Source organism: Ornithinimicrobium pulveris, assembly GCF_050261105.1.
Taxonomy (GTDB): Bacteria; Actinomycetota; Actinomycetes; order Actinomycetales; family Dermatophilaceae; genus Ornithinicoccus.
On the sequence record NZ_CP189837.1, the window covers coordinates 645,271 to 667,623 of the forward strand.

Below are 22,353 nucleotides of genomic sequence, written 5' to 3' on the forward strand. Positions count from 1 at the left end.
GTTCTACTTCGGCAGCTGGCCCGTGACTTCGGCAGCTCGCCCGTGACGTCGGCAGGTGGCCCGTGACTTCGGGAGGAGACCCACGGCATACCGGGACGATCCGACCCGGCAAAACGCCGAGCCGAGCGGACCTAGACTGGTGCCCCATGAGCCACGTCCTGTCTGCCGTCGCCTGGCCGTACGCCAATGGCCCGCGCCACCTCGGCCACGTCGCCGGATTCGGCGTCCCCTCCGACGTCTTCAGCAGGTACATGCGGATGGCCGGCCACGAGGTGCTGATGGTCTCCGGCTCCGATGAGCACGGCACACCGATTCTCGTCCAGGCCGAGAAGGCCGGGATGAGCCCGCAGGAGTTCATCGATGTCAACCACGCGTTGATCGCCGAGGACCTCGCCCTGCTGGGCGTCTCCTACGACCTCTACACCCGCACCACGACGGCCAACCACGATCACGTCGTCCAGCAGATGTTCCTGGCCAACCACGCCAACGGCTACATGCTCGAGCAGACGCAGCAGGTCGCGATCAGCCCGTCGACCGGCCGCACCCTGCCCGACCGCTACATCGAGGGCACTTGCCCGATCTGCGGCTACCCCGACGCCCGCGGCGACCAGTGCGACAACTGCGGCAACCAGCTCGACCCCGTCGACCTCAAGGACCCCCGCTCCAAGATCAACGGCGAGACCCCGGAGTTCAAGGACACCGAGCACTTCTTCCTCGACCTGCCCGCCCTCGCCGACGCGCTCGGCGAGTGGCTGGACGGCCGGGAGGCCAGTGGCCTCTGGCGCCCCAACGTCATCAAGTTCTCCCAGAACATCCTCGAGGAGATCCGCCCGCGCGCGATGACCCGCGACATCGACTGGGGCATCACGATCCCGCTGCCGGAATGGGAGGACAACACCCACAAGAAGCTCTACGTCTGGTTCGACGCGGTGATCGGCTACCTGTCCGCCGCCGTCGAGTGGGCCCGGCGCCTGCCCGAGGGCCACGAGGACCGCTGGCGCGAGTGGTGGGTCGAGGGTGCGACCCCCGAGCAGTCCTCTTACTACTTCATGGGTAAGGACAACATCACCTTTCACTCCCAGATCTGGCCGGCCGAGCTGCTTGGCCACAACGGCCAGGGCAGCAAGGGCGGCGAGCCCGGCCCCTTCGGCGTGCTCAACCTGCCGACCGAGGTGGTCTCCAGCGAATTCCTCACCATGGAGGGCAAGCAGTTCTCCACCTCGCGCTCGATCGTCATCTACGTCCGCGACGTGCTGGAGCGCTACCAGCCGGACGCCGTGCGCTACTTCCTGTCCGCCGCCGCGCCCGAGACCGCCGACTCCGACTTCAACTGGCCCGAGTTCGTCAAGCGCACCAACACCGAGCTCGTCGCCGGCTGGGGAAACCTGGTCAACCGGACGGCCTCGATGATCGCCAAGAACTTCGGCGTGATCCCCGCGGCAGGCGAGCTCGAGGCCGTCGACCGCGACCTTCTTGACCAGATCGCCCAGGGCTTCGACACCGTCGGCCACCTGATCGCCACGCACAAGCAGAAGGCCGCCCTCGCCGAGGCCATGCGTCTGGTCGGCGAGGCCAACGCCTACGTCTCCACCACCGAGCCGTTCAAGCTCAAGGGGGAGGACCAGCGCGAACGCCTCGGGACGGTCCTGCATGTCCTCGCTCAGGCGGTCGTCGACCTCAACACCATCCTGTCGCCCTACCTCCCGCATTCGTCGACCGCGGTCCACCAGGCGCTAGGTGGCGAGGGCACCTTCCAGCCCATGCCGCGGGTCGAGGTCGTCGCGGATCTCGACGACCCCTCGCGGCCCGACTACCCGATCATCACTGGCGACTACTCCGACGCCCCACGCTGGGCGCACCGTCCGGTCCAGGTCGGTGCCCCGGTCGCCAAGCCCAGCCCGATCTTCACCAAGCTCGACCCCTCGGTCGTGGACGAGGAGCGGGCTCGCCTCGGGCTCGTCGACGAGCCGGGAGCCGAGTCACAGACCAAGGCCCAGGTATGACGTTTCCCACCACTGCCCACCCGCTCACCGGATCATGACGGTCGGGTCGAGCGTGGCCGGTGAGGGCGGGGGTGAGGGAGCAAAGCACGACGACCGGCTCGCCGAGCGGCCCGAACGCCCTGACCCGCTCCCGATCCCGGTGGTGGACAACCACTGTCACCTGGATATCCAGCGCGATGACGCCCCGGTGGTGACGCTGGCCCAGGCGCTTGCGGAGGCGGCCGCGGTGGGGGTTGACCGGGTGGTCCAGATCGGCTGCGACATCGAGTCCGCGCGCTGGACCGCGGGCATCGTGGACCAGCACCCGGCGCTGCTCGGTGGGGTCGCCATCCACCCGAACGAGGCACCCAAGCACGAGCGGGCTGGCGACCTCGATGACGTGATCGACGAGATCGGTTCTCTCGCAGCGCATCCCAGGATCAGAGTGATCGGCGAGACCGGGCTGGACTACTACCGCACGGGCCCCGAAGGTGTTGCGGCACAGCATCATTCCTTCCGCCGTCACATCCAGCTGGCCAAGGACCTCGGCCTCGCCCTGCAGATCCACGACCGCGACTCCCATGACGACATCCTGCGGATCCTGGCCGAGGAGGGCGCGCCCGAGACAACCGTGCTGCACTGCTTCTCCGGAGACATGGAGATGGCACGTGAGTGCGTCCGCCGCGGCTACTACCTCTCCTTCGCGGGCACGGTGACTTTCAAGTCCGCCAAGAGCCTGCGCAACGCCCTCGCGGTCACCCCCACCGAGTACCTGCTCGTTGAGACCGACGCGCCCTACCTCACCCCCACCCCGCACCGCGGCCGCGCCAACGCGCCCTACCTGATCCCGCTCACCGTCCGGGCCATGGCGGCGACGCTGAACACCTCCGTGCCCCAACTCTGCGAGGCACTGTCGACCAACAGCGAGACGGTCTACGGGCCCTGGTGACTCCGGGAAGGCAGGGAGATGACCAGATTCGCCGAGTTTCGGGAGCGGGAGGAGAGCAGCGCTGCCGGCAGAACGGCGCCGCAAGGGCTGCCTCCAGGCGCGGGAGGAGCGCTGTCGCCTGACCTGGCCGTCCGGCCACTCCGCCGGGAGGATCTCGTGGCCTGCGCCCAGCTGGCGGCGGACCGCGAGGGGGAGGGATTGCCGAGGTGGATCGAGAGCTTCGAGCGGGCACTGCGGGACGAGTGCCAGCTGACTCTGGTGGCGGCAGCAGGCGAGGAGATCCTGGGCTACGGGAAGGCCGGCCATCTTGATCCGAGGAGCCGGGGCGGGCGTGGGATGCCGACCGGCTGGTACCTCTCGGGCCTGGTGGTCCGCCCCGACCAGCGACGTCGAGGATGGGGCCGTCGGCTCACCGAGGCGCGGGTGCAGACGCTGGTCAGCCGAGGCGTCGAGGAGGTCTGGTACTTCGCCGCAGCCGTCAACACCGTCTCCCTCGACCTCCATGCGGGCCTCGGCTTCGTGGAAGTCACGAGGGACTTCCAGGCGCCGTGGGTCAGCTTCACCGGGGGTGAAGGCGTCCTCTCCGTCTGGAGGCGGCCCGGCTTCAGCGGCAGCGCCGGGCCACGGACCGAAGCATGTCCATCCGGACCACCCCGCTGAAGGGCCGGATCACGCGCCAGTAGCGGCAGTGAGATGCGCAGGGCCTGAAGTCCTCGCTCGGCGCGGCACTGACGCGAAGCGCTCGGACGCGATCCGATCTTCAGCGTTCGTTGTTGCGGCGCGCGGCGCGCGAGCCCAGGACTGTCAATGCCCCGACGACCCGCGAGGCTGTCGAGCCCAACCGCTGCTTGGCCGCCCGACCCTCGATCGTCTCTCCAGGACCGCTGGCCGAGGGCAACAGCCTGCTGGTGACCCCCATCAGGTGAGTCGTCACTCCCGGCATGAGTCCGCGGAACCGGGTGGCGACTCGGGTCAGCGGCGTCAGCTCCACCCGAACTCTCCCGGCGAGCACGCCGTCCACGATGGCAGCGGCAGCCCGTTGGGCGTTCATCGACAGCAGGGGCAGAGAGGCGGCAGGCCCGAACCAGGCGTACTCCTTGCCCGGCTGACCGGTGAACTGTGCCCGCTCGTGGGAGCCGGTCCGCATTAGCCCTGGCACCACCGTCGTCGCGGTGATCCCCGTCCCCGACAGCTCGGCCGCCAAGCCTTCGCTAAACGCCACCGCACCCTTCTTGGCCACGGCGTACGGCCACAGGTGCGGCGGGGTCACCTCGCCACCGACGGACGTGACCGTGCCGATCCGGCCCCGACCGCGAGATCGCATCCGCTCCAGGACCGGCAGGGTCACGTTGATCGGGCCCTGCAGCATGATCCCCACCGCCTCGTCGAAGTGCTCGAAGGTCATCGCTTCCGCCGGCCCCACCTGGATCACCCCAGCGACCGTGATGAGCACCTCGATCGGACCGAGCGTTGACTCGACCTCCTCCACCAGGTGGGTGACGGCTTCCCGATCGCTCACGTCGCAGGGTCGTATCTCCACCTGTGCACCTCGGTGCACCTGCAGGATCTGTGTCCGGGCCGACTCGAGATCCGCCGGCGTGCGTGAACTGATCACGACAGGATGTCCACGCCCAACGAGCTCGTGGGCGATGAGCAGTCCCAGACCGCGGGATGCGCCCATCACGAGGGCGAGGGGCGGTCCCTCAGGATCGATGGACGTCGGCGTCTGATCAACGGACGCCCCCGACTGAACGGACGTCTGCGCCCGATCAACGAGCTCTGGAGCGGCGGGCGGCGAGGTGGGTGACGGCATACCTCGAAACTAGGCCGCAAAGGGTGGAGTTGCCCGTTGAGCGCGCCCCCTCACCCGCACCCGCCTAGTGTCGAGACATGCGAGCACTCACCTGGCAGGGCGTCGAGGACATCCGTGTGGAGACCGTCCCCGACCCCGTGATCGAGCAACCGACCGACGCCATCGTGCGCGTCACCTCAACCGCGATCTGCGGCTCCGACCTGCATCTCTACAAGGTGCTCGGCGCCTATCTGCACGAGGGCGACATCCTCGGCCACGAGTTCATGGGCATCGTCGAGGAGGTCGGCCCCGAAGCCGCTGGCCACCTCCGCGTCGGCGACCGCGTCGTCGTCCCCTTCAATATCTCCTGCGGCCACTGCTGGATGTGCGAGCGCGGCCTCTTCGCGCAGTGCGAGACGACGCAGAACACCGAGCACGGCAAGGGCGCCTCGCTCTTCGGCTACACGGACATGTATGGCGCGGTGCCGGGTGGGCAGGCCGAGTTCGTCCGGGTGCCGCAGGCTCAGTTCGGACCGGTCAAGATCCCGGATCACGGCGCGGACGAGCGCTATCTCTACCTCTCAGACATCCTCCCCACCGCGTGGCAAGGCGTGCAGTGGGCTCAGGTCCCCCCGGACGGCACCCTCGCCGTGATGGGGCTGGGACCCGTCGGCCAGCTGGCGGTCCGCTCGGCACGCCATCTGGGGCTGCGGGTCATCGGCGTCGACCTGGTCCCTGAGCGACTGGCTCTCGCCCAGGTATGGGGTGCAGAGGTGCTGGACCTGCGGGACGGGCTGAAGAATCCCGAAGACGTCGGTGACGCGATCCGCGACCTCACCGACGGCCGCGGAGCAGACGGCACCCTCGACGCGGTGGGGATGGAGGCGCACGGCAACCCCGTCAGCGAGCGGGTGATCAACGCCATCGGCAGACTGCCGGGCGTGCTCAGCCGCCCGATGATCGAGAACATGGGTATCGACCGGCTCGCAGCGCTCCACGCCTCCATCGACGCGGCCCGGCGTGGCGGCACGGTCTCGGTGAGCGGGGTCTATGGCGGGATGATCAACCCGATGCCGCTCATGGACATGTTCGACAAGGGGCTGACCCTGCGCCTGGGCCAGTGCCACGTCAAGCAGTGGACCGAGGAGCTCTTCGACCTCGTCAGCCAGGAGGAGGACATCCTCGGCCTGGAGGCGCTGGCCACGCACCGGGTCTCGCTTGAGGAGGCGCCGCAGATGTATGACGTCTTCCAGCAGAAGGAGGACGGCTGCCTCAAGGTGATCCTGCGACCCTGAGCCCCTGTCACCCCTCCGCGCCACCCGTGATGCTCGCCAGCGCCTGATCGATCTCCGCTCGGCCGGTAGGCCGAACCACCCGGTCGACTTCCTCCCCATCCCGCAGGAAGATCACCGTGGGCCACAACTTCACCCGGTAGGACCGGCCGAGCCGCCGCCCCTTGCCGTCCTCCACCGCATAGACGGGGACCTCTGGATGCTCCGCGAGCGCCGGCCCGAGATAGCGCTCGGCGCCGACGCAGTGACCGCACCAGTTGGTCCCGAACATCACCACCGCCGGGCCGGACAGGTCGTCGAGGTCGGCGCGTTCGGGCTGCTCGGTGTCGTACCTGCTCATCTGTCCAGCATGCCGGAGTGCCGAGCCTTCTGCCCGGCGACCGTGCGCCCCGCGCCCAGCCACGACCGTGCGCCCCGCGCCCAGCCACGACCGGGTGCCCTCCGCCCAGCCACGACCGTGCGCCCAGCCGCCCAGCCACCCCTGTCATCACCGCGTGGCAGGATGCCAGCGTGACCGACAGCCCCGACGAAGCAGCCCTCCTCGGCCCCGCCGAGATCCGTGAGCTCGCCGCCCGGCTCGGCATCCGCCCGACCAAGCAGTGGGGGCAGAACTTCGTCATCGACAAGGGCACCGTGCGCCGCATCGTCCGCGCCGCCGACGTCACCCCCGATGACATCGTCCTCGAGGTCGGCCCGGGCCTGGGCTCCCTCACCCTCGCCCTCCTCCCGCAGGTCCGGCAGGTCACCGCCGTCGAGATCGACCCGGCCCTGGCCGACCAGCTCCCGCGCACGGTGCGCACCCTCGCCCCGGAGCTGGCGGACCGACTGGCGGTGCGGCATACGGACGCACTGCGTGTCACCGACCTGCCCGACCCGCAGCCGACCGCCCTGGTCGCCAACCTGCCCTACAACGTCGCCGTCCCGGTCGTCCTGCACCTGCTCGCCACCATCCCCACCATCGAGAAGGTGCTCGTCATGGTCCAGCTCGAGGTCGCGGAGCGGCTGGCGGCGGGGCCGCGGAGCAAGGTCTACGGCGTCCCGAGCGTGAAGGCCGCCTGGTATGCCGAGGTGTCGGGGGCGGGGCGGATCGGCCGGAACGTCTTCTGGCCGGCCCCCAATGTCGACTCCGGCCTGGTCCGGATGGTGCGCCGCGACCCGCCCGCGACGACCGCGACACGCGAGCAGGTTTTCGCCGTGATCGACGCCGCCTTCGCGCAGCGTCGCAAGACCCTGCGCGCCGCCCTCGCGGGCTGGGCAGGGTCGGCCGCCGCGGCCGAGGAGATCCTCCGCGCGGCCGACGTCGACCCGCAGGCCCGTGGCGAGGTGCTCACCGTCACCGACTTCGCCCGCATCGCGGACGCCGCGCTCGCCCGCAGCGACGAACCCATAGGGTGACGACATGAGGTCAGCGGAACTGTCGGGCGTGGTCAGCTGCCGGGTCCCCGGCAAGATCAACCTCGACCTGTCCGTCGGCCCGCTGCGGGAGGACGGCTATCACGAGCTGTCCACGGTCTTCCACGCCGTGAGCATCTACGACCGGGTGAGCGTGCAGCCGGCGGAGAGCTGGTCGGTGCACGTCACCGGCCCGTATGCCGATCGCGTCCCCACCGACGACACCAACCTCGCGCTCGTCGCGGCCAAGACGCTCGCGCGCCGACGGCCCCGGGGGATGCGCCTCACCCCGGTCCGCATCGACATCGACAAGCAGATCCCGGTCGCCGGTGGAATGGCCGGGGGCTCCGCCGACGCCGCGGGGGCGCTCGTCGCCTGCCGCGAGCTCTGGGGCCTGGACCACGTCGAGAATGACGTCCTCGAGCAGGTCGCGGCCGGCCTCGGCTCGGACGTTCCCTTCCTGCTGCACGGCGGCACCGCTATCGGCTCGGGCCGCGGCGAACAGATCACCCCGGTCCTGGCCCGCGGCGAGCTGCACTGGGTGCTCTGGGCCGGCGAGGGGCTGGGGCTGTCCACCCCCGAGGTGTATGCCGAGTGCGACCGCCTGCGCGCCGAGTCCGGTGAGGAGGTTCCCGCCCCAGAGCCCTCCGGTGACCTGATGACCGGCCTGCGTCGGATGGACGCCGACAGCGTGGCCGAGCACCTGCGCAACGACCTGCAGGACGCCGCGATCTCGCTCCAACCGGTGCTCGCGGACGTCCTCGCGGCCGGCCTGGACCTGGGCGCGCGAGCCGGGATCGTGTCGGGTTCGGGCCCGACCGTGGCCTTCCTCGTCGGCTCCCAGACGCAGGCGATCGACCTCTCGGTGGGCCTGGCGGCCAACGGCCCGAAGGGTGACATCCTCCGGGCCATCGGGCCGGCGCCCGGAGCCCAGCTGGTCCAGACCCGGATGACGCCACCCCCCGGACCCTCGGGAGGACCAGGCGGACCCGGCGGGCCAGGCGCGGGCGGACCAGGGAGCTCAGGCCACGACCCGAAGGTGGGGTCCGTTCCAGGCCCCACCGGACCCACAGGGCCGGTGCCCGGCTGATGGCCGGGCCCCCTCCCGCTCTCGTCGTCCTCGACAACGCCCGCCTCCTCGCCGGCACCCAGGTCCTGCTCGACGACGTCTCGACGGGTGTCCTCGACGGCGACCGGATCGGGGTCGTGGGCCGCAATGGCGGCGGCAAGACCAGCCTGCTCGGCGCCCTCGTGGGGGAGCGCACCCTCGACTCTGGCCGCGTCCTGCGGACCGGCGGCGTCACCATCGGCATGCTCGGGCAGACCGACCGCCTCGACCCCTCCTCGACCGTGCGCGAGGTCGTCCTGGGCGACCTCGACGAGCACGAATGGGCCGGGGAGGCCCGGATCCGACAGATCCTCGACGGCCTCCTCGGCGGTACCGATGCTCAGGCGGTCGGGGGCTGGGAGCGCGAGGTCGGGCCGATGTCCGGTGGCGAGCGCCGCCGCCTCGCGCTGGCCGCGCTGCTCGTGCAGGACCCCGACCTGCTCGTCCTCGACGAGCCGACCAACCACCTGGACGTCGAAGGTGTCGCCTGGCTCGCGGCATACCTGGCCGGGCCGCGGAGCACCCCCGGCAAGGCGCTCGTGGTGGTGACCCACGACCGGTGGTTCCTGGACGAGGTCGCGACGAAGACCTGGGAGGTCGCGGACGGCTACGTGCACGCCTACGAGGGCGGCTATGCCGCCTACGTGCTCGCCAAGGTCGAGCGTCAGCGCGTCGCCCGCGTCACCGAGGAACGCCGAGCCAACCTCGCCCGCAAGGAGCTCGCCTGGCTGCGTCGCGGCGCGCCCGCCCGCACCAGCAAGCCGCGCTTCCGGATCGAGGCGGCGAACGCGCTGATCGCCGGCGAGCCGCCGCCCCGCGACACCGTCGAGCTGGTCCGCTTCGCCACCACCAGGCTGGGCAAGGACGTCTTCGACCTGCTCGATGCGACCGTGAAAGTGGGGGACCGCACCCTTCTGGAGCGGGTGACCTGGCGGCTCGGGCCGGGCGATCGCTACGGGATCGTGGGCGTCAACGGCGCCGGCAAGTCGACCTTGCTGCGTGTCCTTGAGGGCCGCCACCCGCTCGCCGCGGGCAAGCTCAAGACGGGGCGCACCGTCCGTATGGCGACGCTCACCCAGGAGCTTCGCGAGCTCGACCGGGTGGCCGGCTGGAGCGTGATCGATGCGATCACCGAGGTGCGCTCGTTCACGATGATCGGCGGCAAGGAGGTGTCCGCGAGCTCGCTCGCCCAGCGCCTCGGCTTCTCCGGCGGGCGGCAGCAGTCGCGGGTGGGGGACCTGTCCGGTGGCGAACGGCGGCGGCTGCAGTTCGTCCGGCTGCTGATGGATGAGCCCAATGTGCTGATGCTCGATGAGCCGACCAACGACCTGGACATCGACACCCTGACCGCGATGGAGGACGTGCTCGACGGGTGGGCCGGGACGTTGATCGTGGTCTCGCACGACCGGTATCTCCTGGAGCGGATGACCGACCAACAGGTGGCGCTGCTGGGTGATGGTGACCTGCGCGATCTGCCGGGCGGGGTGGAGCAGTATCTCGAGCTGCGCGCGCGGATGGGGGAGGGCAGCAGGGGTGGCGACGGCAGCAGGGGTGGCGACGGCAGCAGCGCTGCGTCTGCCCCGGCGGCCTCGTCCTACTCCGCCGCAGAGGTACGCGAGGCCCGCAAGACCTTGGCGAGGGTGGAGAAAGCGCTGGACAAACTGCATACCCGGGAGGCGACGCTCCACGAGGAGATGGCGACCGCGGCGACCGACCCTGACCGGCTCGCCACCCTCACCGACCAGCTCGCCGAGCTGACCGCGCAGGAGGAAGAGCTCGAGGTCGAGTGGCTGGAGGCGTCGGAGATCGCCGAGGGCTGATCCCTCCCGCGACTCACCCGGGACGGACTGGCTGAGTCGTACCCGGGCGCGGCTGAGCCGGTCAGGTCGGGCGTGTCGCCGGGACGAGTTGCTGGGCTCGGTCAAGGTGTCTCGACGTCGACAATCTTGACGGCCTAGGCTGGGCGGGTGAGTGACCGGAGCCATGACGACGTCGAGGGCATCGTCGCCGCGTGGCGTCGCGAGCGCCCCGACCTCGATGTCGCGCCCCTCGAGGTTCTCTCGCGGGTATCCCGGTTGGCCCGCCATCTCGATCTCGCCCGGCGACAGGCGTTCTCGGCGCAGGGGATCGAGACCTGGGAGTTCGATGTGCTCTCGGCGCTGCGGCGCTCGGGGGACCCCTACCAGCTCACGCCCGGCGACCTGCTGCGTCAGACGCTGGTGACCAGCGGCACGATGACCAACCGCATCGACCGGCTGGCCGCCCGGGGGTTGGTGACCAGGGAGACCTCGCCGAGCGACCGGCGGGCGGTGCTGGTGACCCTGACCGACACCGGGCGCGAGGTGACCGATCAGGCGCTGGAGGCGCTGCTCGTGGGCGAGCGACGGCTGCTCGCCGGGCTGGCGCCGGAGGACCAGGAGGGGCTGGCGGCCTATCTGAAGGCGCTGCTCGTGGACTTCGAGAACTGACGCCGAAAGCGCTGCTCCTCGACGTCGAGTACTGACGCTGGGACAGCTCCCCGGGTAGGAATCGAACCTACGTCGCTAATCCTGATTCAAAGTCAGGCGGCCCCTACCAGCAGAGCAACCGGGGAAGGTCCGCGTGACCCACATCGGCCCTCCAGGGGAGGGCCCGCAGGTGCACACAGGTGTCCAGGCGGACCCCACAAGCCTAGGCCACGAGCAGGGGTGGGCAGGCCCATTGCCTCGGGAGGTGGCTGCGACCAGAACTCGCGACCCGGCTCAGAGCGTGCGCAGGGTGGGCTTGGACTCCATGCCGGCGAGGCCGTTCCAGGCCAGGTTCACCAGGTGGGCGGCGACATCCTGCTTCTTCATCCGCCGGGAGTCGAGCCACCAGCCACCCGGGATCGCCACCATCCCGACCAACATCTGGGCATACAGCGGCGCGGTCTTCGGGTCCAGCCGCCTTCGCTTGAACTCGGCGGCGAGGATGTGCTCGACCTGGCTGGCGATGTCGCTGATCAGGCTGGCGAAGGAGCCCGTCGACTGCCCGGGTGGGCTGTCCCGCACCAGGATCCGGAAGCCGTCGGTCGAGGTCTCGATGTAGTCCAGCAGGGCCATCGCGGCCGCCTCAAGGAGGGCCCGCGCGTTGCCCTCGTGCTGCTGCAGGGCCGCCGTGATCTGGCCCAGCAGGGCCTGGATCTCGCGGTCCACCACCACGGCGTAGAGCCCTTCCTTGCCTCCGAAGTGCTCATAGATCACCGGCTTGGAGACCCCGGCGGTGGCCGCGATCTCCTCCACCGTGGTCCCCTCGAACCCGCGCTCGGCGAAGAGTGCCCGCCCCACGGAGACCAGTTGCTGGCGCCGCTGCGGGCCCGTCATCCGGTTGCGGGGCGGGGGCTTGGAGGTGGTGGGGCTCACCCCTCCATCATGCCAAGTAGAGTCAGGGGCGTGACGACCCATCACCCATCAGCCGTCATCATCCTCGCCGCCGGGCAGGGCACCAGGATGAAGAGCACCATTCCCAAGGTCCTGCACCGCATCGGCGGCCGCACCCTCGTCGGGCACGCCCTGAAGGCCGCACGTGGCGTCAGCCCCACCCACCTCGCCGTCGTGGTCCGCCACGAGCGCGAGCGGGTGGCCGCGCACGTGGCGGAGGTCGACCCAGGGGCGATCATCGCCGACCAGGACGAGATCCCTGGCACCGGCCGCGCCTGCGAGTGTGGCCTGGACGCCCTGCCTGCGGACCTCACCGGCACGGTGCTGGTCACCATGGGCGACGTCCCGCTACTCACGCAGGACACGCTCGCCGAGCTGACCCGGGTGCACGAGGAGGCCGGCGCCGCCGTCACCCTGCTCTCCGCCGTCGTCGAGGACGCGGGCAGCTATGGCCGGGTGGTCCGCGACGAGTCCGGCGCGCTGCTCCAGATCATGGAGTTCAAGGACGCCAAGCGGCACCAGGAGGCGGGCGATGAGTTCGCGCACGTGGTCGGGATCACCGAGTACAACTCCGGCATCTATGCCTTCGACGCCCAGGTCCTGCGTCGCGCCCTGTCCCAGGTCGGTATGTCGAATGCCCAGGGCGAGAAGTACCTCACCGACGTCATCGCGGCGGCTCGGGAGGAGGGCCGGGTCGTGCAGGCCCACCCGCTCGCGGACCTGTGGCAGACCGAGGGGGTCAACGACAAGTCGCAGCTGGCCACACTCGGCAAGGAGCTCAACCGCCGCGTGGTCGACCAGCACATGAAGGCCGGCGTCATCGTCGTCGACCCGGACACCACCTGGATCGACGACGCCGTGTCGATCGGCCAGGACACCGTGATCCGCCCCAACACCCAGATCCTGGGCGCCACCACCATCGGCGCGGACGCCATCATCGGACCGGACACCACGCTCACCGACACCGAGGTGGGGGACGGCGCAAGCGTGGTTCGCACCCAGGCCGAGAGCGCCGAGATCGGGCCGCGAGCGAGCGTGGGCCCGTTCTCCTACCTGCGCCCGGGCACGGTGCTGGGAGAGGGCGGCAAGATCGGCGGCTTCGTCGAGACCAAGAACGCCCAGATCGGCGCCGGCGCCAAGGTGCCGCACCTGACCTACTGCGGTGACGCCACGATCGGGGAGGGCGCCAACATCGGTGCCGGCACGATCTTCGCCAACTATGACGGGGTGGCCAAGCACCACACCCATGTGGGGCGGCACAGCTTCGTCGGGTCCGACTCGGTGCTGATCGCGCCGGTCGACATCGGTGACGGCGCCTACGTGGCGGCCGGTTCGGCGATCGAGGGCACCGTCGAGCCCGGCCAGATCGCGGTCGCCCGCGGCCGCCAGCGCAATATCGACGGCTGGGTGGACCGCCGCCGCTCCGGCACCCCCACCGCCGATGCTGCCGAGGCCGCCCGGGCCTCCGGGAGCCGACACACGCAGGATGCGCCGGCCACACGGCATACGGGAGCCTCGAACCCGACCTCCGACCCCTCGTCGACCCAGGAGAGCTGATGACCGGCATCCACCGGACCACGGAGAAGAACATGATGGTCTTCTCCGGCCGCGCGCACCCCGAGCTGGCGGAGGAGGTGGCCGAGAATCTCGGGACCGACCTGGTGCCGATGCAGGCCTACGACTTCGCCAACAGCGAGACTTACGTGCGCTTCGATGAATCGGTGCGTGGCTGTGACGCCTTCGTCATCCAGAGCCACGTCGCCCCCGTCAACCAGTGGATCATGGAGCACCTGATCATGGTCGACGCGCTCAAGCGCGGCTCGGCCAAGCGGATCACCGTGGTGCTGCCCTTCTACGGCTATGCCCGCCAGGACAAGAAGCACCGCGGGCGCGAGCCGATCTCCGCGCGGCTGATCGCGGACATGTACAAGACCGCCGGTGCCGACCGCCTGCTCGCCGTCGACCTGCACACCGCCCAGATCCAGGGCTTCTTCGACGGCCCGGTGGACCACCTGATGGCCACGCCGATCCTGACCGACTACGTCAAGGAGAAGTACGGGGACCAGCCGTTGGCCGTCGTCTCCCCCGACGCGGGCCGGATCAAGGTCGCGGAGTGGTGGAGCAACAAGCTCGGTGGCGCGCCGCTGGCCTTCATCCACAAGACCCGCGACACCAGCCGCCCCAACCAGTCCGTCGCCAACCGGGTCGTCGGTGAGGTCGAGGGCCGGCTGTGCATCCTCGTCGACGACATGATCGACTCCGGCGGCACGATCTGCCACGCGGCCGATGCCCTGATGAAGGACGGTGCCAAGGGCGTGGTCATCGCCGCGACCCACCCGATCTTCTCGGGGCCGGCGGTCGAGCGGTTGCGTGACTCCGTGGCCCAGGAGGTGGTGGTGACCAACACGCTGCCGCTGACCGAGGAGGCCGCGCAGCTGGACAAGATCACCCAGCTCTCGATCGCGCCGCTGGTGAGCCGGGCGATCCGGGAGGTCTTCGAGGACGGATCGGTGACGAGCATGTTCGAGGGCCGGGCGTAGCAGGCGGTTCGGTGCGGCCGGGCGTAGCAGGCGGTTGCGTCTGGAAGGGCAGGAGTGTGCTCTCCTCCTGATTTTTGCTGGCCAGCCCGCTGTGGCTAGACTGCTCGGGTTGCCTCGGCGAGGGACTCCGCACGGAAGCGGGTCCGTGATTCGACGAAGCGCGTCGCCCCCGCCCGGCGAGCATGTCGGGCGAGTCCTGACGCCTCCGCGTTCGACCCACCGTGCCGTGTCCCGCGTCGAGGCCCCGCTCCTGACCATCCGTGATCCAGAAGAAGAAGGCCTTTCGCATGTCCGACCAGCTCAAGATCTCCGCCGAGAAGCGCACCGAGTTCGGCAAGGGCGCTGCCCGCCGCATCCGTCGCGCCGACAAGGTCCCCGCCGTGCTCTACGGCCACGGCACCGACCCGATCCACCTGTCCCTGCCGGGTCACGAGACCCTGCTGGCGCTGCGCCACACCAACGCGGTCCTCACCCTGGACGTCGAGGGCGAGGAGCACCTGGCCCTGGCCAAGGACGTCCAGCGTGACCCCGTCAAGCGCTTCATCGAGCACGTCGACCTCGTCATCGTCCGCAAGGGCGAGAAGGTCACCGTCGACGTCTCCGTCCACGTCGAGGGCGAGGCCGCCCCGGAGACCGTCGTCACCACCGACCACTCCGAGCTGACCGTCGAGGCCGAGGCCACCAACATCCCGGAGAGCTTCACCGTCTCGGTCGAGGGTCTCGAGGCCGGCACCCAGATCCTGGCCGGCGAGGTCGAGCTGCCCGCGGGTGTCACCCTGGTCACCGACCCGGAGGCGCTGGTCGTCAACGTCACCCAGGCCATCTCCGAGGACGCCCTGGAGGCCGAGCTCGCCGAGGCTGAGGCCGAGGCCGGCATCGAGCAGGACGAGCCGGAGGACGCCGACGGCGAGGCTGCCGAGGGCGAGGCCGAGGAGGCTAGCGACGGCGAGGCTGCCGAGGGCGAGTCCTCAGAGGACTGAGGTCCCCGGGTCCACCCGGACCGATGAACAATCGTGGCCGTGCCGCGCGGGATGCCCGCCGGCACGGCCACGCTCGTCTGTGGTGACGGCATACGGGACGGGATCTCGGGGGTGGGTACGCACCCCGGCGCGCACCCCCACGGGCCCGGACCACAGACCTGACGACGAGTCGGACCACGACAGATGCACGCACGAGCCCGCGAGGACGAGGTGGAGGACATGGACAGCGCGCCCTGGTTGGTGGTGGGACTCGGCAACCCCGGACCGAAGTACGCCGGCCACCGTCACAACATCGGTGCCATGGTGCTCGACGAGCTCGCCCAGCGGGCGGGAACCGGTCTGCGACAGCACAAGTCGGCCCAGGCGTGGGCCGCGGAGGTGCGGCTCGGGACCGCGGCGGGTGGTCTGCCGGGCCCGCGTGCGGTCCTGGCCCGGCCGATGACCTACATGAACCTGTCCGGGGGGCCGGTGGCGGGTCTGGCGAAGTTCTACAAGATCCCGATCGAGCAGGTCGTCGTCGTCCACGACGAGCTGGACATCGACCCGGGCAAGGTGCGGCTCAAGCGTGGCGGTGGCGAGGGCGGCCACAACGGGCTGCGCTCGATCAGCCAGTCGCTGGGGAGCAAGGACTACCTGCGCGTGCGGCTGGGGATCGGTCGCCCGCCCGGCCGCCAGGACCCGGCAGACTACGTCCTCTCGGACTTCCCTGCGCGGGACCGGGAGGAGACCGCCCTGCTCATCGACGACGGCGCGGACGCCGTGGTCGACCTGGCACAGCTGGGGCTGGAGCCGACCCAGCAGCGCTACCACGTGCGCTGAGGGGTGCTGGCGCGGGGCCGCGCCTTCTCACTGCTCGGCCTGCGACCGCAGATGTATGCCGACGGTCTCCAACGGGAGCACCGCACCTTCAGGTCGCCCCGAGTCCAGCGCGGACCGGGCCCGTGCGAGCAGCTCGGTGACGGTCCTGGTGACGTCGGCTGGGAGCTGGGCGCGGTCGGCGGCGGCGGTGAGGGCCACCAGGCGGTCCGGGACCAGGTCCACCTGCCGGCGGAGGTCGGTCAACTCCTCGCCCAGGCCGTCGAGGACCTTCTGGGATCGGGTGGTGAGATCAAGAGCCGTCCCGAGCTGGTCTCGAGCCTGCGTGGCCGGCACCAACCATCGGAGGTCATCGCTGGGTCCGCTCGCGGTCTCGCTGCGCAGCCGGTGGGCGCGCAGCGAATCCTCCCGCGCCGCGGACAACCGGTCGCGCAGCCGATCCACGAGCGAGGGCTGGAACTCCGCCTCTGCGAAACTCACCTCGAGCTCTGCCTCGTCCAGCGCCTGGTCGGTCGCGACCGCGGCAGCGCCATAGAGGCGTGCCAGCATCGTTGCCTCCTCCAGCGCCCGTTCCTCGGCAGCCCGTCGGCGGGAGCGCATGAGCCAGGCCATCACCCCGATCCCGATCAGCAGGGCCGCAGACCCCAGGCCGAGGCCCCACAGCGCAGCGCGGGTCGACCGGCCGGCCGGGTCGCTCCACGGTCCGTCCGTCAGGCCCTCGGCGACGGTCAGCACGGCGGAATCGAGCTGCCCCTGGCCGAGCTCGGTCTCGGCCTGGCTGCGCAAGCCCGACACCGTGGAAGGCGACAGTCCGGTCCCGGACGGGACGCGCAGTTCCAGTGATCGCTCCTGGGTGGCCACCGCGAGCAGGAGGTCCTGATCGCCCAGGTCCGAGAGGTCGGCGGTCCGCTCGGCCCACTCCTGGGCCGAGTGGCCCCCGAAGTCGTCGACGACCACGACGAAGAGCTGGAGCCCGCGTTCCCGGACCAGGCGGTCTTGCAGGGTCTCCAGCGCGGCGGTGTCCTCGAGTGCTCCCCGGCCGTCGACCAGCTCGGTGGGCAGATCCAGGGGTTGCTCTGCTGTGGCCGGTCGGGCGAGGATCGCGGCGATCAGCGCGCCGGCCAGCAGGAGCAGGGACATCCGGATGATCAGGACTATCCGGGGGATCCGGGCGATCCGGGGGATCGGCGCCGGGTCGCCATGGGGGAGCGTGCGGCCACGGCGCGTGGTGAGCCCCCGCGAACCGCCTGATCGACGTGCCATCGCACCCGATCTCAGTGCCCACATCAGAACCGGCCACCCCCGGAGCTCGAGCTGGAGCCACCGCCCCCGCCACCGGAGGAGGAGCCGGAGGAGGAGGACCTGGACCGTCGAGCGGCAGCGATGCGCCGCTCCAGGTTGGTCCAGGGGAGGTTGAGCTGGTGCAGGGTCGCGGCCAGCTGGCCGAGGGACTCCAGGCGGTCCTCGGGCGAGATGTCGCGGTCGGGCTCGTGCGTGATCCCCTGGGTGGCGCGGGCGAGTGCCTGCTCCCACGGGGCGATGTCGAGCGAGCGCCAGCGATCTCGCTCCCTGACGGCTCGCGAGGAGCGGATCAGCCGGGGGCGCTTGGCCAGCAAGCGCTCGGCCTCCTCGATCACTCCCCGGAGGCGCTCGCGTCCCTCGTCCACCGGGACGAGCGCGGCACGTTCCACCCCGTCCGGGTCCGCGAGCCGGTCCAGATCGGCCAGGGCCTCCGCGAGGTTCTCGCGTGAGCGGCGCCAGAAGGCTCCGGCGTTGCCCGGCTGGCTGGTGGCCAGCGGCCGGGCGCGCTCGAGGGCCTCCTGCGAGGACTCCAGCCTCGTCCCGGCCGAGCCGGCGAGGGCGAGCAGGCGCTGCTGGAGCCAGAGCGGTCGCTGGGCGGAGCTGGCGTCGGTGAGCGACCGCAGGTCGGTGGCCCGGACCTGAGCGTCCGCCAGGGCCTGGGCCTGGTCGTCCAGCAGGGTCGGCTCGCCGCGGAGCTGTCGGGCATCGCGAAGCCGCTCGAGTTCGGCATCGATGATGAACTGCGCATAGTCGGCCGACTCCTCGGCGCTGCGCAGCGCGCGTTCCGCGGTCCGGAACTGAGCTGTCACCGGGGGGCGGCGGCCCGGTTCCGACGGCACCTCAGCGAGGTGGCGATGCAGATCGTCCGCGTGTCGGGCGGCTTCCTGGGTCTGGTTGCGCAGTCGCTCTACGTCCCCCCGGCTCAGGTCCGCCTCCGCGAAGGCCTGCTCCTGGCGCAGCGCGTCGAGTTGCTCGTCCAGCCGGACCACGCGACCAGCCAAGGTCTGACGTTCCGCCAGCAGGGTGCTCTCGCGCTTGCGACGGGATCGGCGGTCCCACCGCCAGACCCATCCCCACCCGCCGCCGACCACGCCCAGCACGCCTGCCCAGATCCCGCCGAAGAGCAGCCACGGGAAGCGCACGTCCAGGCCCTCGGCCGCCGCCACACCCGCTTGCGCCCATTCGCCATCTCGCAGGTGCGGCTGGACATCACGGGTCATCACCGAGGTGACGTCCTCGGCGGAGAGCTCGGTCTGCTCCATGTAGCCGTAGCGCCGACTCTCCACCGCCACGGCCAGCAGGACGTCGCCCTCTCCCAGCCCGGCACGGGAGAAGGTCTCCTCGGCCCAGGCCTGCCCGTCCCAGCTGTCGAAGGTCCGGGTGTACACGACATACAGGTCGATGCCCCTCGCTTCACGCAGGTCGCGGATCGCGTCCTCGAGCGACTCCCGCTCCTGCGCCGTCAGCACGCCGCTGTCGTCGGTGACGGCGTCGAGGACATACCGTGGCGGCTCGGCGGCGAACCCGCCGGTGACGGCGTCGCTGGCGATCCCCTGGGCGGCGCTGCCGACACCCTGCGCCGGGCTGCCGAGCCCGGGCGTCACGAGCATGACGGCGAGCAGCATCAGGAGAAATCTCACCGACGTCGGCAGATAGGTCATACAACGTCCCCCTCGCATGGTGACGGGCGGGGCGATCACCGCCCCGCCCGTGCTCCGGTGCCGTGGATCAGCCCTGGTCTCCCTTGAGCTGACGCAGCCGCGCCTCGATCTCGGCCTGGTCGCTGCTCGCCTCCAGCTCGGCGAACTGGTCCTCGAGCCGGGCCGAGGAGGCCTCCGCGCGACCCTGGACGACCGCCTCCTGCCGGCGGATGCTGTCCTCCCACCGGGCGATGTCACTGCTGGGGTCCATCACGTCGATGGAGGACATGGCGTCCTGCACCTTGCTCTGCGCCTCGACGCTGCGGGCGCGGGCGACGAGGGTGTTGCGGCGGGACTTCAGGTCCTCCAGCTTGGTCTTCATCTGGATGAGACCGTCCTTGAGCTGCTCGACGGTCGCGTTCTGCTGGGCGATCGCCGGCTCAGAGCTCTTGATGTCGTTCTCGTGCTGGATCTGGCGGCCGATGGCCACCCGGGCGAGGTCGTCGAACCGGTAGGCGCCGTCGGGGTCGCCGCCCTCGCGCATCTCGTCGGCCTTGCTCGAGGCCGCGGACGCCTTGCGGCCCCATTCGGCAGCCGCGTCGCGGTCGGCCTGCAGGTCGGACTCGGCCATTCGCACGTTGGCGATGGTCTGGGCGACCGCCTCCTCGGCCTCGGCGATCGAGTTGGTGTAGTCCCGGATCAGCTGGTCGAGCATCTTCTCCGGGTCCTCGGCGCGGTCCAGCAGCGAGTTGATGTTGGCACGGGCCAACTGGCTGATACGGCCGAGGATGGTCTGCTTCTGGGTCATGCCGGTTCCTTTCGTGGGCCGCCGGGTGGCGGTGCTTCGAGGGTCGGTGTCAGGTTGTGGTGCGTTCAGGTCGGCTCAGGTCCCGTATGGCGTGTCCCACCAGGGCCGCCCCATGCGCGTCCGGTGGCGGCTGAGATGGGCAGACTGCGCGTCCGGTGGGGCAGATGGCCGACCTGGCGCGCGTCCGGTGGGGGAGATTCGAGACATGGCGCGCGTCCGGTCAGAAACGGCCGCCGCTGAAGCTGCCACCGCCGCCTCCTCCGCCGAACGATCCGCCGCCACCGCCGCCGCCGCCGAAGCCACCGCCGCCGCCGAAGGAACCGCCGCCGCCCCAGCCGCCGCTGTGCCGGTGCCCGCCGCTGTTGCCGCCGCCGAGCAGGATGCCCCCGAGGATCACCGACCACGGGTCGATGCCGGCGCTGCGGTTGCCGCCGCCACCTCCGAAGCCGCCTCCGCCGCCGGAGCCGCCCCAGCTGTTCAGGTCGTTGCGGGCCTCGGCCAGCGCCTGCTCGCCCAGCTGTTCGGCGCGGGTCAGCAGGCCCATCGCCGAGCCCGGGTCCTGCTGGGCTGCGGACTGGGCCTCGTCGAAGACGCGCAACGCCTCGGAGATCCGGGTGCGGGCGCCGCTGCTCACCGCGCCGCGGCGGGTGGAGATCGTCTCGTCGATGCTGCGCAGGCGGGCACCGACCCGGCTGACCCGCTGGGCGAAGTTCTCGCGCATCTTGCTCAGGTGCGCCTCCGCCTCGCGCATGGGGGCCAGGAGCGTGTCGAGCTGGTGCTCGGCGGCGTCCAGGTCGGCCAGCGCCTTGAGGGGGTCACCGCCGGACTGCGCGGACTGGGCCTGCTCGAGCGCGGAGCGTGCCCGCTGGACCGCCTGCTGCACCGCCGGCTCCTTGGGGGCCAGGCGTTGGGCGTCCTGCAGGTCCGAGCTGATCGAGGCGACCCGACGGGTCAACTCCTCGGTCGAGTTGGCCAGGTCGTCGCCGGCGCGGGAGATCTGGTCGAGCAGGGTCGCGGCCTGCCCGATCGACTCCTCGGCAGCACGAGCGGCGGCCACCGCCGACGGTCGGTCGTCCCGCTCCACGCTCTGCTGCCCAGCCGTGACGAAGCCGTCGGCCGAGTCCAGCAGGTTGGTGATCTGGGAGAGGTGCTCGCGGACGGTGGTGAGCGCTTCCTTGGGGTAGCGGGCGGCCAGGCCCTTGACCTCATGCTCGGCGGCCGGGACCCGCTGGCGGGTCTCCCGGGCCCGCGTCTCCAGCTCGCGGAGGAACTCCGGCGCCCGGTCCTGCAGCGAGCGCAGGGTCGCGAACTCCTGGGTGTGCTCATCCAGGGTGCGACGCGAGGTGCCGGTCAGCTCCAGGATCCGGGCCAGCATGCCGCGCTGGATGTGCTCGGGCTCGGGGCGGTCGTCATCGAGCTGCTGGCGCAGCGAGAATGCCTCCTTGGCCGACTTTCGCGCCTGTTCCAACACCTGGCGGAAGTCCTGGGTGCGCTGGGTGCCGAACTGCGCCTCCGCAAAGGCCAGCTCCTCCTCCGCGGAGCGCAGCGCGTTGTCCATCCCCACCAGGGCCTCGGCGCCTTGGCGACGCAGGTCTTCGATCGAGACTGCCTCGGTGTTGCCCGCGGAGCGTCCGCCGCTCCCGCCCCCACCGGCCTGCCGACGGCGGCGGGACATCGAGGTGATGATCCCGCTGCCGGCGAAGAGCAGCACCGGAACGCCGAAAAACAGCAAGGGGAAGCCGGTCCCGACGCCGCTGCTCGAGCGTGGCTGGGCGGGGCCGGGGTCGTAGGTCGTGCCCCCGGGGACGCCCGATCCGGATCCGGTGTCCTGCCCCCCGCCAGAGCCGGAATACTCACGCTCCAGGCCGGACACGGTGGCTGAGACCGCACCCGCCCAGTCGCCCGAGCGCAGCGCAGGCTGGATGTCGTTGAGCTCAATGCTCTGGGTGGCGCCGTCCGGCAGCACGCTCCCGGCGTCGCCGAAGCCGTAGAGCCGATCGTCCAGCGCGACGGCGAGCAGCAGGTCACCGGTCCCCATCCGGGAGGCCTCAGAGGTCAGCCGCGTCCAGGTCTCGCCGTCGACCGACGCGCCGTCGGCGTCCTCGAAGGTGTCCACGAAGGCCACGGTGAGCGACAGCCCCGTCTGGTCACGCAACTGGTCGATCTCGTCCTGGGCCTGCTGCTCCTCCTGGGAGGTCAGGGCGTCAGCCGGGTCATAGACCGCTTCCTGCAGCTGCGCCGGCTCCTCGGCCTGGGCGGCCACCGGCGCGAGCAGCGCGCCGACCCCCATGGCCACGGCGGTCGCGACGGCCTGCCAGCAACCGTGTCGGGTGTTGCGAGCACGAGTCTTCACG

At 70.8% G+C, this 22,353-nt stretch carries 19 protein-coding genes and 1 tRNA gene; 12 read left to right on the forward strand and 8 right to left on the reverse strand.

Annotated features, from left to right (window positions below; all coding sequences use genetic code 11):
- The first annotated feature begins 146 nt into the window (after positions 1-146).
- Genes metG through ACQBAT_RS02995 form a run of 3 tightly spaced genes read left to right on the forward strand, consistent with a single transcriptional unit; the run spans position 147 to position 3,591 of the window.
- Positions 147-2,003, forward strand: a complete 1,857-nt coding sequence (metG, locus tag ACQBAT_RS02985) for a methionine--tRNA ligase (RefSeq protein WP_420746933.1) — start codon at positions 147-149, stop codon at positions 2,001-2,003.
- A 34-nt stretch (positions 2,004-2,037) separates the two neighbouring features.
- Entirely contained in the window at positions 2,038-2,931 is an 894-nt protein-coding gene (locus ACQBAT_RS02990; protein ID WP_420746932.1) for a TatD family hydrolase, read from the forward strand.
- Between the two features lie 18 nt (positions 2,932-2,949).
- Complete coding sequence (locus ACQBAT_RS02995; protein ID WP_420746931.1) at positions 2,950-3,591, forward strand: GNAT family N-acetyltransferase; 642 nt, start codon at positions 2,950-2,952, stop codon at positions 3,589-3,591.
- 100 nt (positions 3,592-3,691) lie between these two features.
- On the opposite strand, the gene ACQBAT_RS03000 is transcribed toward ACQBAT_RS02995, so the two are convergent.
- Complete coding sequence (locus ACQBAT_RS03000) at positions 3,692-4,744, reverse strand: SDR family NAD(P)-dependent oxidoreductase (RefSeq protein ID WP_427197743.1); 1,053 nt, start codon at positions 4,742-4,744, stop codon at positions 3,692-3,694.
- Positions 4,745-4,821: 77 nt separating this feature from the next.
- Here ACQBAT_RS03000 and ACQBAT_RS03005 point away from each other — a divergent pair, with 77 nt between their 5' ends.
- Complete coding sequence (locus ACQBAT_RS03005) at positions 4,822-6,018, forward strand: zinc-dependent alcohol dehydrogenase (RefSeq protein ID WP_420746930.1); 1,197 nt, start codon at positions 4,822-4,824, stop codon at positions 6,016-6,018.
- Between the two features lie 7 nt (positions 6,019-6,025).
- Here the strand turns inward: ACQBAT_RS03005 and ACQBAT_RS03010 are convergent, their stop codons facing one another.
- Entirely contained in the window at positions 6,026-6,355 is a 330-nt protein-coding gene (locus tag ACQBAT_RS03010) for a thioredoxin family protein (RefSeq protein ID WP_420746929.1), read from the reverse strand.
- 170 nt (positions 6,356-6,525) lie between these two features.
- Here ACQBAT_RS03010 and rsmA point away from each other — a divergent pair, with 170 nt between their 5' ends.
- From rsmA to ACQBAT_RS03030, 4 genes are all read left to right on the forward strand, one after another.
- Entirely contained in the window at positions 6,526-7,410 is an 885-nt protein-coding gene (gene rsmA, locus ACQBAT_RS03015; protein WP_420746928.1) for a 16S rRNA (adenine(1518)-N(6)/adenine(1519)-N(6))-dimethyltransferase RsmA, read from the forward strand.
- A 4-nt stretch (positions 7,411-7,414) separates the two neighbouring features.
- Complete coding sequence (locus tag ACQBAT_RS03020) at positions 7,415-8,497, forward strand: 4-(cytidine 5'-diphospho)-2-C-methyl-D-erythritol kinase (RefSeq protein WP_420746927.1); 1,083 nt, start codon at positions 7,415-7,417, stop codon at positions 8,495-8,497.
- The gene (locus tag ACQBAT_RS03025) at positions 8,497-10,335 is read left to right on the forward strand and encodes an ABC-F family ATP-binding cassette domain-containing protein (protein WP_420746926.1); all 1,839 of its coding nucleotides are present in this window, start codon (positions 8,497-8,499) and stop codon (positions 10,333-10,335) included. Before ACQBAT_RS03020 ends, ACQBAT_RS03025 begins: the two co-directional genes overlap by 1 nt.
- Positions 10,336-10,482: 147 nt before the next feature.
- A complete protein-coding gene (locus ACQBAT_RS03030) occupies positions 10,483-10,983 on the forward strand; it encodes a MarR family winged helix-turn-helix transcriptional regulator (RefSeq protein ID WP_420746925.1) in 501 nt (166 codons plus the stop codon).
- Positions 10,984-11,029: 46 nt separating this feature from the next.
- On the opposite strand, the gene ACQBAT_RS03035 is transcribed toward ACQBAT_RS03030, so the two are convergent.
- Both ACQBAT_RS03035 and ACQBAT_RS03040 read right to left on the reverse strand, forming a co-directional pair.
- Positions 11,030-11,108: transfer RNA gene (locus tag ACQBAT_RS03035), tRNA-Gln, on the reverse strand.
- Positions 11,109-11,256: 148 nt separating this feature from the next.
- On the reverse strand, positions 11,257-11,856 hold the full coding sequence (locus tag ACQBAT_RS03040; protein ID WP_420746977.1) for a TetR family transcriptional regulator: 600 nt from the start codon (positions 11,854-11,856) through the stop codon (positions 11,257-11,259).
- Positions 11,857-11,925: 69 nt separating this feature from the next.
- Here ACQBAT_RS03040 and glmU point away from each other — a divergent pair, with 69 nt between their 5' ends.
- From glmU to pth, 4 genes are all read left to right on the forward strand, one after another.
- Positions 11,926-13,470, forward strand: a complete 1,545-nt coding sequence (gene glmU, locus ACQBAT_RS03045; RefSeq protein WP_420746924.1) for a bifunctional UDP-N-acetylglucosamine diphosphorylase/glucosamine-1-phosphate N-acetyltransferase GlmU — start codon at positions 11,926-11,928, stop codon at positions 13,468-13,470.
- Positions 13,470-14,453 carry a ribose-phosphate diphosphokinase gene (locus ACQBAT_RS03050; RefSeq protein WP_420746923.1) on the forward strand — a complete coding sequence of 328 codons (984 nt, stop codon included), beginning with the start codon at positions 13,470-13,472 and terminating at the stop codon, positions 14,451-14,453. Before glmU ends, ACQBAT_RS03050 begins: the two co-directional genes overlap by 1 nt.
- A 287-nt stretch (positions 14,454-14,740) precedes the next feature.
- On the forward strand, positions 14,741-15,433 hold the full coding sequence (locus ACQBAT_RS03055) for a 50S ribosomal protein L25/general stress protein Ctc (RefSeq protein ID WP_420746922.1): 693 nt from the start codon (positions 14,741-14,743) through the stop codon (positions 15,431-15,433).
- 219 nt (positions 15,434-15,652) lie between these two features.
- Positions 15,653-16,252, forward strand: a complete 600-nt coding sequence (pth, locus tag ACQBAT_RS03060) for an aminoacyl-tRNA hydrolase (protein ID WP_420746976.1) — start codon at positions 15,653-15,655, stop codon at positions 16,250-16,252.
- Positions 16,253-16,279: 27 nt separating this feature from the next.
- On the opposite strand, the gene ACQBAT_RS03065 is transcribed toward pth, so the two are convergent.
- From ACQBAT_RS03065 to ACQBAT_RS03080, 4 genes are all read right to left on the reverse strand, one after another.
- A complete protein-coding gene (locus ACQBAT_RS03065; RefSeq protein ID WP_420746921.1) occupies positions 16,280-17,512 on the reverse strand; it encodes a TPM domain-containing protein in 1,233 nt (410 codons plus the stop codon).
- Between the two features lie 23 nt (positions 17,513-17,535).
- Positions 17,536-19,212, reverse strand: a complete 1,677-nt coding sequence (locus ACQBAT_RS03070) for a TPM domain-containing protein (protein ID WP_420746920.1) — start codon at positions 19,210-19,212, stop codon at positions 17,536-17,538.
- A gap of 67 nt (positions 19,213-19,279) precedes the next feature.
- Entirely contained in the window at positions 19,280-19,999 is a 720-nt protein-coding gene (locus ACQBAT_RS03075) for a PspA/IM30 family protein (protein ID WP_420746919.1), read from the reverse strand.
- Between the two features lie 220 nt (positions 20,000-20,219).
- Positions 20,220-22,352 carry a TPM domain-containing protein gene (locus tag ACQBAT_RS03080; protein WP_420746918.1) on the reverse strand — a complete coding sequence of 711 codons (2,133 nt, stop codon included), beginning with the start codon at positions 22,350-22,352 and terminating at the stop codon, positions 20,220-20,222.
- Between the last annotated feature and the right edge of the window lies 1 nt (position 22,353).

Excerpts from the sequence above, each read along its gene's own strand:
- metG (WP_420746933.1), top strand. The coding sequence starts at position 147 with ATGAGCCACGTCCTGTCTGCCGTCGCCTGGCCGTACGCCAATGGCCCG.
- ACQBAT_RS02990 (WP_420746932.1), top strand. The coding sequence starts at position 2,038 with ATGACGGTCGGGTCGAGCGTGGCCGGTGAGGGCGGGGGTGAGGGAGCA.
- ACQBAT_RS02995 (WP_420746931.1), top strand. The coding sequence starts at position 2,950 with ATGACCAGATTCGCCGAGTTTCGGGAGCGGGAGGAGAGCAGCGCTGCC.
- ACQBAT_RS03000 (WP_427197743.1), bottom strand. The coding sequence starts at position 4,744 with ATGCCGTCACCCACCTCGCCGCCCGCCGCTCCAGAGCTCGTTGATCGG.
- ACQBAT_RS03005 (WP_420746930.1), top strand. The coding sequence starts at position 4,822 with ATGCGAGCACTCACCTGGCAGGGCGTCGAGGACATCCGTGTGGAGACC.
- ACQBAT_RS03010 (WP_420746929.1), bottom strand. The coding sequence starts at position 6,355 with ATGAGCAGGTACGACACCGAGCAGCCCGAACGCGCCGACCTCGACGAC.
- ACQBAT_RS03020 (WP_420746927.1), top strand. The coding sequence starts at position 7,415 with ATGAGGTCAGCGGAACTGTCGGGCGTGGTCAGCTGCCGGGTCCCCGGC.
- ACQBAT_RS03025 (WP_420746926.1), top strand. The coding sequence starts at position 8,497 with ATGGCCGGGCCCCCTCCCGCTCTCGTCGTCCTCGACAACGCCCGCCTC.
- ACQBAT_RS03040 (WP_420746977.1), bottom strand. The coding sequence starts at position 11,856 with ATGACGGGCCCGCAGCGGCGCCAGCAACTGGTCTCCGTGGGGCGGGCA.
- ACQBAT_RS03050 (WP_420746923.1), top strand. The coding sequence starts at position 13,470 with ATGACCGGCATCCACCGGACCACGGAGAAGAACATGATGGTCTTCTCC.
- ACQBAT_RS03055 (WP_420746922.1), top strand. The coding sequence starts at position 14,741 with ATGTCCGACCAGCTCAAGATCTCCGCCGAGAAGCGCACCGAGTTCGGC.
- pth (WP_420746976.1), top strand. The coding sequence starts at position 15,653 with ATGGACAGCGCGCCCTGGTTGGTGGTGGGACTCGGCAACCCCGGACCG.
- ACQBAT_RS03065 (WP_420746921.1), bottom strand. The coding sequence starts at position 17,512 with ATGGCACGTCGATCAGGCGGTTCGCGGGGGCTCACCACGCGCCGTGGC.
- ACQBAT_RS03070 (WP_420746920.1), bottom strand. The coding sequence starts at position 19,212 with ATGACCTATCTGCCGACGTCGGTGAGATTTCTCCTGATGCTGCTCGCC.
- ACQBAT_RS03075 (WP_420746919.1), bottom strand. The coding sequence starts at position 19,999 with ATGACCCAGAAGCAGACCATCCTCGGCCGTATCAGCCAGTTGGCCCGT.